This is a genomic window from Winogradskyella damuponensis (assembly GCF_039538385.1).
In the GTDB taxonomy this organism is placed as follows: domain Bacteria; phylum Bacteroidota; class Bacteroidia; order Flavobacteriales; family Flavobacteriaceae; genus Winogradskyella; species Winogradskyella damuponensis.
The window spans coordinates 439,754-452,464 of the sequence record NZ_BAABCB010000002.1; the positions used below are offsets into that span (position 1 = coordinate 439,754).

12 protein-coding genes are annotated in these 12,711 nt (G+C 31.6%); 6 read left to right on the forward strand and 6 right to left on the reverse strand.

Features of this window, described 5'->3' with window-relative positions; translation table 11 throughout:
- The 3 genes from ABD730_RS02025 (at position 1) to nqrF (ending at position 2,768) form a co-directional block, all read left to right on the forward strand.
- Positions 1 to 645 (forward strand): NADH:ubiquinone reductase (Na(+)-transporting) subunit D, encoded by a 645-nt coding sequence (locus ABD730_RS02025; RefSeq protein ID WP_157362827.1) that lies wholly within the window; start codon positions 1 to 3, stop codon positions 643 to 645.
- A gap of 62 nt (positions 646 to 707) precedes the next feature.
- Positions 708 to 1,442 (forward strand): NADH:ubiquinone reductase (Na(+)-transporting) subunit E, encoded by a 735-nt coding sequence (nqrE, locus tag ABD730_RS02030; RefSeq protein ID WP_215928625.1) that lies wholly within the window; start codon positions 708 to 710, stop codon positions 1,440 to 1,442.
- A gap of 12 nt (positions 1,443 to 1,454) precedes the next feature.
- The gene (gene nqrF / locus ABD730_RS02035; protein ID WP_334467916.1) at positions 1,455 to 2,768 is read left to right on the forward strand and encodes an NADH:ubiquinone reductase (Na(+)-transporting) subunit F; all 1,314 of its coding nucleotides are present in this window, start codon (positions 1,455 to 1,457) and stop codon (positions 2,766 to 2,768) included.
- A gap of 72 nt (positions 2,769 to 2,840) precedes the next feature.
- Here the strand turns inward: nqrF and ABD730_RS02040 are convergent, their stop codons facing one another.
- Complete coding sequence (locus tag ABD730_RS02040; RefSeq protein ID WP_344712195.1) at positions 2,841 to 3,287, reverse strand: Na(+)-translocating NADH-quinone reductase subunit F; 447 nt, start codon at positions 3,285 to 3,287, stop codon at positions 2,841 to 2,843.
- An 88-nt stretch (positions 3,288 to 3,375) separates the two neighbouring features.
- Positions 3,376 to 3,753, reverse strand: coding sequence for a cupin domain-containing protein (locus ABD730_RS02045; RefSeq protein ID WP_334467571.1), 378 nt, complete (start codon positions 3,751 to 3,753; stop codon positions 3,376 to 3,378).
- A 284-nt stretch (positions 3,754 to 4,037) separates the two neighbouring features.
- Here ABD730_RS02045 and ABD730_RS02050 point away from each other — a divergent pair, with 284 nt between their 5' ends.
- Positions 4,038 to 4,904: a DUF4846 domain-containing protein gene (locus ABD730_RS02050; protein ID WP_344712197.1), complete on the forward strand. Its 867-nt coding sequence runs from the start codon at positions 4,038 to 4,040 to the stop codon at positions 4,902 to 4,904.
- 350 nt (positions 4,905 to 5,254) lie between these two features.
- Here ABD730_RS02050 and ABD730_RS02055 read toward each other — a convergent pair whose 3' ends face one another.
- The 4 genes from ABD730_RS02055 to ABD730_RS02070 form a co-directional block, all read right to left on the reverse strand.
- Positions 5,255 to 8,494, reverse strand: a complete 3,240-nt coding sequence (locus tag ABD730_RS02055) for a CHAT domain-containing protein (protein ID WP_344712199.1) — start codon at positions 8,492 to 8,494, stop codon at positions 5,255 to 5,257.
- A 25-nt stretch (positions 8,495 to 8,519) separates the two neighbouring features.
- Entirely contained in the window at positions 8,520 to 9,257 is a 738-nt protein-coding gene (locus ABD730_RS02060) for a tetratricopeptide repeat protein (protein WP_344712201.1), read from the reverse strand.
- Between the two features lie 5 nt (positions 9,258 to 9,262).
- A complete protein-coding gene (locus ABD730_RS02065; RefSeq protein ID WP_344712203.1) occupies positions 9,263 to 9,856 on the reverse strand; it encodes an RNA polymerase sigma factor in 594 nt (197 codons plus the stop codon).
- A 70-nt stretch (positions 9,857 to 9,926) separates the two neighbouring features.
- Entirely contained in the window at positions 9,927 to 11,060 is a 1,134-nt protein-coding gene (locus ABD730_RS02070) for a hypothetical protein (protein ID WP_344712205.1), read from the reverse strand.
- Between the two features lie 132 nt (positions 11,061 to 11,192).
- Between ABD730_RS02070 and ABD730_RS02075 the strand changes: the two genes are divergently transcribed.
- Both ABD730_RS02075 and ABD730_RS02080 read left to right on the forward strand, forming a co-directional pair.
- Positions 11,193 to 11,570, forward strand: a complete 378-nt coding sequence (locus ABD730_RS02075; RefSeq protein WP_334467560.1) for a Na(+)-translocating NADH-quinone reductase subunit F — start codon at positions 11,193 to 11,195, stop codon at positions 11,568 to 11,570.
- A 50-nt stretch (positions 11,571 to 11,620) separates the two neighbouring features.
- A complete protein-coding gene (locus ABD730_RS02080; RefSeq protein ID WP_344712207.1) occupies positions 11,621 to 12,598 on the forward strand; it encodes an FAD:protein FMN transferase in 978 nt (325 codons plus the stop codon).
- The last annotated feature ends 113 nt before the right edge of the window (positions 12,599 to 12,711 follow it).

Below are 12,711 nucleotides of genomic sequence, written 5' to 3' on the forward strand. Positions count from 1 at the left end.
ATGGGACTTTTATCAAAAAAAGACGCCAATTTAATATTAGATCCATTAGCAGATAATAACCCAATTACAATCCAAGTACTTGGTATCTGTTCTGCTTTAGCAATTACAGCCGAGCTTAAAGCTTCTATTGTAATGGCCGTTTCTGTATTATTTGTTTTAGGAATAGGAAACGTAGTCATTTCTTTAATGAGAAATATTATTCCTTCAAAAATTAGAATTATTGTACAACTTGTTGTTGTTGCAGCTTTAGTAATTATAGTGGATCAAGTTTTAAAGGCTTATGCTTATGAACTAAGTAAAACACTTTCAGTTTTTGTTGGATTAATTATTACAAACTGTATTATCATGGGACGTTTTGAAGCGTTTGCTTTAGGAAATGGTCCATGGAGGTCATTTTTAGACGGTATAGGTAATGCTGCTGGTTATGGTTTAATACTTATAATCGTAGGATTCTTTAGAGAACTTTTAGGGTCTGGAACCTTATTAGGATTTAAAGTTTTAGGTGATCCAATCGAAAAAACAGGATTGTATGCAATTGGTTATGAAAATAACGGTTTTATGTTATTATCTCCAATGGCATTAATAGTTGTAGGGATTATTATTTGGATACAACGTAGTAGAAACAAAGCATTAATAGAAGACTAAAAATAGTCTGCAGTAAATGTCTAGACTAAGGATTTAAAACTGCAAACTGAAGACTTAAAAATATGGAACATATAGAATTATTTTTCAAATCGATATTTATAGATAACATGGTATTTGCAACATTCTTAGGAATGTGTTCTTACTTAGCTGTATCTAAAAAGGTGTCAACAGCTGTTGGTCTTGGTGCTGCTGTAATATTTGTATTAGCTATTACAGTACCATTAAACTGGTTGTTAGATCAGTATTTATTACAACCTGGTGCATTATCTTGGTTAGGTGAAGAATATGCGAGCTACGATTTAAGCTTCTTATCTTTTATTATGTTTATTGCAACAATTGCTACTATGGTACAATTAGTTGAAATCATAGTAGAAAAATTTTCGCCATCATTATATAACTCGTTAGGTATATTTTTACCTTTAATTGCTGTAAACTGTGCCATTTTAGGTGGTTCATTATTTATGCAATCTAGAGAAATAGCAACCTTAGGCTTAGCCTTAAATTATGGTATTGGTTCTGGTATTGGATGGTTCTTAGCAATTTTAGCAATTGCAGCTATTAGAGAAAAAATTAGATATAGTAATGTACCACCAGCTTTAAGAGGTTTAGGTATTACATTTATTATAACAGGTTTAATGGCCATTGGATTTATGAGTTTTGGTGGTATGTTAACAGGAGGCGATGAAGAAGCACCTGCAGAAGATAAGTCTGCTGCAATTGAAGTAATAAAAGAAGATATTAATAAAGAAGCTCAACTTAAGTCTGACTTAAATGTAGCTGAAAATACAAACGAGTAATTGATTAGTATGATGATATTAGCCGCAAGTACAATCGGAACTATAGTCGCAACAGTAGCTGCCTTTTTATTGGTAACTCTATTGTTAGTAGCACTATTATTATTTGTAAAACAAAAGTTATCACCTTCAGGACCTGTAAAGATTTTGATTAATGGTGAACGTGAAATAGAAGTGAGTTCGGGAGGTACTTTATTAAGTACTTTAGGTGCTGAAAAAATATTTTTACCATCTGCTTGTGGTGGAGGTGGAACTTGTATTCAGTGTGAGTGTCATGTTTTATCTGGTGGTGGTGAAGCATTACCAACAGAAACTCCTCACTTTTCTAGAAAAGAATTAGCTCATGGAGCGCGTTTATCTTGCCAAGTAAAAGTAAAGCAGGATATGGAAATTACGATTCCTGAAGAAGTATTTGGTATCAAGAAATGGGAAGCAACAGTAGTTTCAAACTATAATGTTGCAACATTCATTAAGGAGTTTGTAGTTGAGATTCCTGAGGATATGAATTACAAAGCTGGTGGATATATTCAAATTGAAATCCCTGAATGTGAAGTTAAGTATGCAGATATGGATATTACTGCACACCCAGAAGATCATCCAGGTGAACCAGATAAGTTTAAAGCAGATTGGGAAAAGTTTGGTTTATGGCCTTTAGTAATGAAAAACGAAGAGCTAGTTGAACGTGCTTATTCTATGGCTTCTTACCCTGCAGAAGGAAGAAGAATTATGCTTAACGTTCGTGTTGCAACTCCTCCTTTCGATCGTGCAAAAGGCGGCTGGATGGATGTAAATCCTGGTGTTGCTTCATCTTATATCTTTAATCAAAAAGTTGGTGATAAAGTAACAATCTCTGGACCTTATGGTGAGTTCTTTATCAACGAGTCAGATTCAGAAATGTTATACGTTGGTGGTGGTGCAGGTATGGCACCAATGCGATCACACTTATACCAATTATTTAGAACATTAAAAACAGGTCGTAAAGTAACATATTGGTACGGAGGACGTTCTAAAGCAGAACTATTCTATATCCATTATTTTAGAGCATTAGAAAAAGATTTTCCAAACTTTAAGTTCTATTTAGCATTATCAGAGCCATTAGAAAGTGATAATTGGAAAGTTAAAAAAGATATTAATGACGAAGAAGGTGACGGATTTGTAGGTTTCATTCATAATTGTGTAATAGAAAACTACTTAAATCATCATGAAGCACCAGAAGATATTGAATTATATTTCTGTGGACCACCATTAATGAACCAAGCGGTTCAGAAAATGGGAGAGGATTTTGGAATCCCTGATGAGCATATTAGATTTGATGACTTTGGAGGTTAATCTAAAGTTATTATCATATAAAAAAAGCCAACTCATTTTGAGTTGGCTTTCTTTATTTTTATAATGTTATGTTTATACCAATTCCGTATTGAGCTTATCACTGTTATAATTAAATAACACTGAACAATCCATAACATCATTTATCTTATCTAATCTACATAGTTCGGTAACAACATTGCATAAACCATTAAATAAAATAGTTTCGTTGATGTGACGAGGTCTGTATAAACGCTTTTGCTCAGATAAATTATATCCACATCCCATAAGGAAAGCATTTTCAATTTGTAATAATTCAATAGCTAAATAGCCATTAAATCGTCGACCTAAATTTTGATGCACTAAGCCTACGTAATTCAATTTGGTTGAACCATGGATGTCTGTTAAATGTTTCCAGCTATCTTTTTTATCTAGAATATTACCAACTGCACATTGCTTAAAATCGTCAGGATTTAAAGTCTTATTATGAAATGCTAGATATAATTTATTAATTGCATTGTCAAAACGAACTGAGGTTTTCATAGCGCAATGATTTTTTGTTTTAAAATAAAAAGATACAAAAAAATGAAATGACTTTGAAAACGTAATGATTTCTATTCGTTAGAAGCTTTTATTTATACTCCATTATCAAATAAACAGAGGTTGTTTCTCCAATGTTTAAAACCTCATGTGAGGTTATAGAATCTTTACTGAATGTATAACCAGTTGGAACATTTACTTCTCGAGTCCCTGTATGATCTGTAATTCTAAATTTACCTCCTATTAAGGTATAACCAACATGTGGATTGTGATAGTGTTTTTCATGTCCTACACCGGGTTCAAACGTGCATTTAAGGACTCTAAGTTCTTTATTATCTTCTAACACCTCGCAGACAGCATTGCCTTTCCAACCCGCTTCTAAAGGGTCTGGTAATGGATTTTTGTTTTTACAGCTCGAAAGACCGATTGCAATAAGGAAAGCGAGTTTAAAAACATTTTTGTTTTTCATTTAGTTGATTTGCAAGCAAGATAGGAATTTCATTAGGATTAGCTATTGCTGTTTTCAGCTTATGAGATAGCATATTTGTTATAATATATTCTTTTTAATGTGATTTCAAGTCATCTGAAATTTTTGTTATTTTTTAATGTCATAATCAGTTTGTAATACGTTTATGAGGTCTTGCGATTTTTGTTGTCCTTCTTCTAAAGTTCTGCATTGGATTCTTTCCAATTGTTGAGTTGTAATTCAAAGTTCAACACACCAAAAGTCATAACTTTTGCGTTAGGTTAGGTATGAAGAAAGTTATACTTATCCTTTTTGTATTGGCATCGCTTGCTGTTTTAGCCTTTCAGTTTCAACCTGTAAAAAAAGCGGTTACTATAGTTACATCTAGTATCGAAACTCCAAGCCTTGTTAATAGAGATAGTTTAACCATTGCTTCTCGAGTAAATTTACCCGAAGGCTATAAACGTGTAGCTTATAAAAAAGGAAGTTTTCAAGACTATCTTAGAAACTACAAACTAAAACCGTTTGGAAGTGAAATTATCAACTACGATGATACCCATTATTTTTGGCAAGGAGGTCATATCGGAATTTTAGAAGTTCCCGTACCAAAAAACGGATTGCAACAATGTGCCGATGCTTTAATTAGAATTAGAAGCGAATACCTTTGGGATAACAACAGAAAAGATGAAATAGGTTTCAATTTTACCTCAGGCCATTATTGTTCTTGGACCAAATATGCAGAAGGGTATAGGCCTAAAATTAATGGTAATAAAGTCTCATTTCATAAAACGGCAAGGGTTAATACATCAAAAGACAACTTCTATAAATACTTGAATTTAATTTATATGTATTCAGGAACCTTATCACTTTATAATGAGTTGGAAGCTGTTGCAGCCAAAGATTTAAAAATTGGTGATATGCTTATTAAAGGAGGTTCACCTGGTCATATTGTTATGATTGCAGATGAGGTTATAAATGAAAGTGGTGAAAAGTTATTCTTATTGTTTCAAGGTAATACACCAGCGCAAAGTGTACATTTGGTTAAAAATTTAGAAGATTCAACGCTATCTCCATGGTATCAATTAGAAGATGATACTGTGATTTCGGTTTCAAATTATACATTTGGGAATTCTAAATTTGTACGATTTAAATAGAATTAAGTTTTCCTTTATTTGAAGACTAACACAATATAGGAAAACTTAATTTTTAGACTCAGTTATATTGTAACTGAGAAAGGTCCTGGCTCAATGTTATTTGGGGTATTACTGTCTTCTTCAGAGGATCAGCTGATTAAAAGAAAGGCAAGTAAAAATAAATAGACATAATTTTTCATATACTTTATTTTTATTGATTATTTACTTGTACATCGTTTATTACACAAAATGTCATCATAAAAAAACACTAAAAACAAAATTTGTGTTCCTATCACTATTTAAGGTTGATTCAATTTAATCAGTTGTAAAATATTTGAAAATATGAGCTAAAGTGATATGCCCTTTTCTATTTATTTACGTCTTCTTTTTTTTAAAATTACAGCTATTAGAATGGCTAATGTTAGGGTAATTAGTAACCAAAATATTAAATTAGAACTAGATTTTAAGTCAATAGGACTTGTATCACCAATAAGCACTAGGCCTGCCCAATATTGTGGAGAAATTGTTCTGCCTTTTGCCATTCCTATATAATCTAATTTCGCTTTTTGTAAAGCTTCATCTTTTGGTAGGCCTTTTTTTAGATAACCGTAAAAATTTTCAATAATTATAGCACTAGATTGTTCGTCAATTTTCCAAAGGCTGGTTAAAATGCTTTCGCTACCAGCATAATTAAAGGCATGTGCTAGAGAAATCATACCTTCTCCTGCTTGATAGGTTGGTTTTCCTGTTTCGCAAGCTGTTAGTATCGCTAAATTAGAAGCTAGATTTTGATTGTAAATTTCATAAGTATATAGCGAATTATCTTCATCTGTAACGTTTTTAGCAAAGATAAGTCGCGATAGTTCTGGTGATACATTATTAGACTCGGCATGAGTTCCAATATGAATTATTTTATGCTCTTTTGCCTGTTTAGTGAATATTTGCTTTGAGGCATTTTCATTTAAAAAAGAAGTGCCATTAAATAATTTTGAATGTTTTTTTGCTATTTCAGCAGTAAAAGGTTGTGATAAAAGTGTTAGATAAGTCTTGTCAAAAGCTATTGAATCTGTTATTTTAATTCTATAGGCTTCTTTCATTTCATCATTAAACTCTGGAGCAAAGGCTATGAAATCATTAGTGTAATCTATTGTGTTTCTCTGTTTGTCTAATAGTAAGAGGCTATAATTGTACGATATGCTGTGTTTTGCTAGTAAGCAATTTGTAGCTAAGTCTTTAAAAGAATTAATCTTGTTTGGAGTTAGCATTTCAAAGCTAAGGTTGAAAAGTTCTCCATCGGGAATGATAATCACATTTTTACTTTTTATGAGATCTTCTAAAGGCTTCCATAGTGCATTGTATAATTGGTAAAGGGTAGTGTCTATTTCTGAGAGTTGTTGCGTTGTTTTGCTATTTAAAGACGTAATCTGTGTTGATATATTTTTACTCTCTAATTTTGTTAAGTGGATTTCCGTTTCAGAGGCAACAAATGCATGTAGCATATTATTAATCTTTAAATAGCGGACGACTGTAGTTTGCTTTGGTATTTTAGATTGTAGATTATCAAGATCTGCTTCAATTTTAGCATAACGCATTTGATAATATTCTGGATAGGTTGTTTTGAGTGTGTCCAAAAATATTTCCCAAGATTTTTCAGCTTTAAAAAAGGAATCAATTTTTGCATTGTTTTCTGATAGACTTTCAGATAATGATGTTTTTAATTTCTTCTCACGTTTAAAAATAGATTGAGGGATATTGGCAAAATTAACGTCGTGTTTTAAATTTAAACGTGTTCTAATATTGTTATAAATATTAGCTTCATGTAATTCTATAATATTGTTGAGGTATTTAGGTTTTTTGGTTAATTCGTAAAGCTCTAAATAAAGTTTTTTGGAGAAATTTGAAATGATTTTACTTTCAGATAGTAATGCGTAAATATCTTCGGAACTAAAAATAGTAGCTTTTCGTTTTTCTAAAATAGTAATAGCCTGGTTAAGCGTATTGGTTAATTGAAGAAGGAATTTTTCATTCTTTTCTTCTGATAAATGATAAATAGATTTGGCTTCTAGTAGTAATATTGAAGGTTTTTTGAATTCGATTTGAAGCGAATCCATAGCAGATGATGCTGTTTTGATTTTATTTTTAAGATAAGTGTTTCCTTTTTCTGCCCATTCGTATGCCATTTTATAATCGCCGACATCAAAATATACGTTTGATAGTGTAACAATTTCCTTTAGTAATGGAAAGTTGTTATCGCCACCATTTTTAAAAGTATAATTGTATGATTTAAGCGCCATTGCAATAGCTTTTTCTTTTTGATTATTTGCCGCTAGAAATAAGGCATAATCTCGTAATAGTATAAGGTATGCTCTACTGTATTCAGTAGGATAAGCTTTATTGTAAAGCGCTTCACTTTCTTCGTATATTTTAGTTGCGGTTATAGCATCTCCTTTTTCGGCATAAGCTCTCGCTTTTAATTGTAAGAGTTCTGCTTCTACAGCATGATAGTCGCTAGAAAAGCTTTTGAGTTTTTTTAATCCTTTGTTAACGGTTTCTATGCCTTTGTCTAAATCTCTGAGTTCAATTTCGGCAGTAGCTATTTGACTTATATTGGTAACCAATCTAGGATTAGTAGGTTCATATACCAATTGCTTTTTTTCATAAGCATATTTAAGCATGTCGTAAGCTTTAGTAATAAAACCTATATCATTATAAAAAGCGGCCAAATTTGAAAAAGCAGAGGCCAGTAGTTGTTCTGCTTTTGTAACTAATTCTTCATCCTTAGAATTAGTAATGATCATTTGAAAGTCTTTAATAATCGCTTTTTTTGTTTTAATAGCATCACTAACATTTCCTGAATCATCTTGTACTAGTGCAAGGTTAAATTTAAAAGCACTTACGTAATACAATTTATCATAGTCTTTAAGGTCGCTTTCTTCGGCTGTTTTTATAGCTTTATTAAAATATATTTCGGCACTATCTAATTTATTCAAGGTCCACATGGAAACTGCAATGCCATTATAAGAATCTGATAGTTTATATTTTTTAACGTCTTTAGATTTTTCGTAAGCCAAAGCCGATTCTTTAAAATACACTGAAGCATTACTCAAATCGTACAAAGCATAATAATTACTACCAATGATATAGTTTATTTCACCTAATTCTTTTTGTTTGATGTCTGTAACGGATTTTGCGTATTCCAAAGCTTTTTTAGACGCTTCTAAACATTTAGCATCATTAGCTAAATGCAGGTAAAGTTGATCCATGCTTAAGTAAGCTTTGAATAATGTTCTTTTATTTGAGGTTAGTGTAGCTAAATGATCAACAAATTTTTGAGCTTTTTTTGCTGCTTCTATAGCGTCTTGTTTTGCAAAAGCTAACTGTCCTATGTAAAGAGGGTAGTGGTAAAGTGAATCGTATTGTTTTGTGTTTTTTAAATAGTTTATTTGAGCATTTAAAGTAACATGGGCCTTTTTATAGTCTTTTATTGATAGTAGCGAATCAATTAGTTTTGTATTTATTGAAGTGTTTTTTTGCGCAAAACCAATTTGCATTACACCTAATAGGGAACTAAAGAGCATAACTTGTCTAGCACAATTGTAAAATCGTTTCATAATCAATAAGTTAAAAAAAAATAGGTTAATCGTTTAGCTCAGATAAAAGGGCTTTACTATTATCAATAGTTGAGTTTTGTAAACTAGCTTTTGCTTTTTTTATGTTTTCGGCTTTTAAATAAGCCAATCCCAAATAATAATAAGCATCATTTACTAGTGCAAATTCAGGGTTTTTTGAAACCTTTTCTAATAAAGGAATTGCAATTTTCTCATTCTTATTTGCCAAATATGCCACTCCAATAAAGTAACTTAGAGTATCATTGTTTGGCTTTGTTTTTTGCAATGTTTCCCATTTAGTAATGGCAGTTTTATAATCACCTTGTTTGTAATTTACCATAGCATCATAAAATGCGTAGTTATCAGTGCTACTCATCATTGTTGGTAATCCTGGGTCTGGTGAAAAATACTTGGCATACAAATGCTCATTAGAATTGTCTTTTAAAATCCAAATGCTACCAGCAGCAATAATAAGAGCAGCTGCCACTAAAAGGCGTTTCCAATTTATAGTATGTACTTTGGTGTTTTTGGCTTGAGTATTGCTTGGAGTTTTTGCAATCTCATCATGAAAAACATTTAATTGTTCTTTTAAGGCTTGTGTTTCAATACCCTGTAAAACGGTTTTTATATCGTCTACTTTAGTTTTAAAATCGGTATCTGTTTTTAAAGATTTTTCAAATGCAACCAATTCGGCACTCGAGAGTTGATTGTTAAGATAGGCTTCAATCTTTTCAAATTCTTCTTGTGTTATATGACTTAGGTCCATTGCTATTAATTATTTTTTTTTAGGGCTATTTCTTTTAGTTTTTGCATGCATCTATATTTTTTATTTCGAGTTGAAGCTGAGTCTAATGCTAACTCTTCAGCGATTAATTTCATTGATTTTTTTTCGAAATAAAACTTACGAAGTAAGCTTTTGCATGCTTCACCTAAATTCTTAAATGCTAGCATTACATCTTCTAATCGTTTCTCTTTTAAAATGTCATCATCATTTTTAGAACAATTTGTATCTGCAGCTTCAAAATGATTCATTTTTGAAGCGACTATGGTTTTCTTATGATGTTTAGAACGTAAATAGTCTAACCATTTGTTTTTAGAAATAGTATACAAATAGCCATGTATGGAGCTGTCGTTTTGCGCTTTAAATTTATCATCCTTTAAATTCTTCCAAACAGTTATAAAAGCATCTTGAAAAATATCTTTAGCCTGATCTTTGGTCCCACTATTTTTTAAAATATAAGCCTCAATTTTTGGGTAATTTAAGGTGTACAAGGATTTTAAAGCCAATTGGTCGTTCGCTTTTAAAGCTTCAACAAGTGGCAGTTTGAGTGATTTTTGGTTGGTTGTTAAATCGACTTTTTGCATATACAATATAAATATATATGAAAGATGTGATGATTACAACCATTTTGGTTAAAGTTCTCATTTATAGTGGTTAGTCGTCGCTTTTGTTTAAGTTTTGTAATCGTTCCCAGTTTTGGCTATTGGTATCGGTATTAATGTTTGGATTGTGATTAGGATTGTCATCTCCAATATATTCGTTGTTGCCATTTATCCAAACATTGTTGTTGTAACCATCAATTTTATAAATGTTTCCTGACTCATCAGTCATATTTCTACGTTCCCAAATGCCATCTATAGTAGCTGCGTGTCCTCGATCGGACATTGCACTTCTTCTTTTCCAACTTTCATGACTACTGTCTGCCATATCGCTATATGCTTTTGCATTTTGTCTAATTGCTCTACCAGTAGCTTCAATAGCAGCCATCCTTGCTCGGTGTCCAGCATTACTTCGCTCTGACATTTTAGAATAGTATTCATTGTTTGTTTTTACCCACTGCGGATTAATTTGTAAGTTAACCAGAGCATATATAACATCTTGCTTTGCTTTATGATAAACGTTTTGAGGTGCTTCCATTGTATTAATTGTATAACCCCAATCTATACCTCCAATACTTGTATACTGTGTTACAAAATAACGTATAATACCAATAGATAAATTCCCTTTATCATCTTTCCATTCTGTGACCATACATTGGTATTGTTTGTTTTCGGGTGTTGCTTTAAACATATAGCTATCAATACGCTTATCAGATTGTGCTAATTGTGGTAAAGGATATTGTTTAACCAAAGTAATGCCTTTCTTTTTTAAATTTGGTATAAAGTCTTCGTTTATAAGACGCTCTAAAGGTTTTAAAGGCTGAACCTTAGATCCATTTTGCTGAGCGAATTGATTTTTCTGTGGATCATTATAATATCTAAATGATATATATTGTTCATTATATACTTTTACACCATTGGCACTTTCAAAAAGTATGTTTTCTGGGTTTTGATCTTTTTTATTCCAAGACTGAGGAATAGGTATAATACCAAATGGCATTCCAAATTGCGGACTCATAATTTTATGAGGTTTTAGTCTGTTGCTAATAGATTTTTGTTGTTGATTGTTGTTCTCAGAATAATTTTCAGATTTAAAATTAAATTCTGCATTTTCATTTGTTTGTTTTCTATCACAAGAGAAGAAAAGTACAGCAGTTACTAAGATGTAAAAAAGGTATGACGCTTTCATAATATGTGTGTTTAAATAGATTAGTTTTTTGTGGTATACTTCTATATCGATATTATTGAAAAATGTCATCATGAATTTTTTCTTTAGTGAAAGATATTATGGTTTTATAAGCAACTTTGTATCTTTGTTGTTATGAGTAAACCTTTAACACCTCAAGAAGTTCATAATCTTGCCATGAATCATGTAGGCAAAGATTTAGAAGCGCGTGGTTTTGAATTTATTGCGATTAATAGCAAGTTAAAACGCCATCCGCAATTTGTTTGTATGGATAAAAACAAACAATATTATTTTGTGGTTGTACGTGCTGTGATTTTACCAGAAAACCCCAACAATTATGATGTCGTTTGGATGGAGACTTTTAAAAAGCATGCCTACGAGAAAGATGCTAAAGTCTTGTATGCAGGAGTTGGTTTGGGGAATCCTGATGGAGAAGATTTGCCTATTTATTTAAATCAAGAATACCTTATTGAGTATAATGGGATTCAAGTTATTGAAATGAATTTGAATTAATACAGTCTCAATTTTATCAGGCATTGCTGTCTAAGTCAATTTACATGTTTATGAAAAAAATAGTTTACCTATTTCTAATTGTCATTCTTTCTTCTTGTAATCAAGAGCCTAAAAGCACTAAAATTAGCGGACCTGTGTTTGGTACAGCCTATAATATTCAATATTATACAACAGATAATTCAAATTATAAAACGCAGTTTGATAGCCTTTTTGCTGTAATTAATGAGTCGATGTCTACCTATATTCCAGATTCAAAAATATCTCGAATTAATAAAGGAGAAATCATTGAAGTAGATGAACATTTTACGCGTGTTTTTAACAATGCAAAGAAAATTTACAGAGCAACCGAAGGTGCTTTTGATCCTACAATTGGAGCTGTGGTTAATGCTTGGGATTTTGGACCAGAAGGTAAAATAATTAATATAGATAGCACGACTATAGATAGTTTAATGAAGTCTGTTGGTTATAATAGAGTGGGATTAAAAAACAATAAACTAATAAAAAACTCTAATTCATTTATAGATTTTAATGCTATTGCAAAAGGGTATGGAGTCGATGTTATTGGAGAATTTTTAGAAAGTAAGAATGTTACCGACTATCTGGTTGAAATTGGAGGAGAAATACGCGTAAGAGGTCTTAACCTTGATAAAAAATCACCTTGGAGAGTAGGTGTTGATGATCCTAATTTTAATGAAGAACAAACCTATTCAAAAATCATTGCTTTAGAAGAAGAAGCCATGGCAACTTCGGGAACGTATCGTAAGTTTAAAATAGATGAAAACGGTAATCGCTATGCACATATCATAGATACAAAAACAGGATATCCTTCTAAAACTAATATTTTAAGCGTCTCTGTATTAGCCGAAGATTGTATGACTGCCGATGCTTATGCTACCGCATTTCAGGCCATGGGAATTGATAAAGTAAAGGCATTTACAGAGCGACACCCAGAATTAAAAGTGTTTATTATTTTTGAGAATGAAGCTAAAGAGTTTGAGACTTTATCGTTAAATGACTTTCCACAATAGAAGCTTGATTTTACGTATAACAATTATGCTTAAGTTCAACATTCTGTTCTGAAAATCTCAAAGAAAAAGAATGCTATAATAGTACTGAAGATTATAAATGATGTATTGGGCTG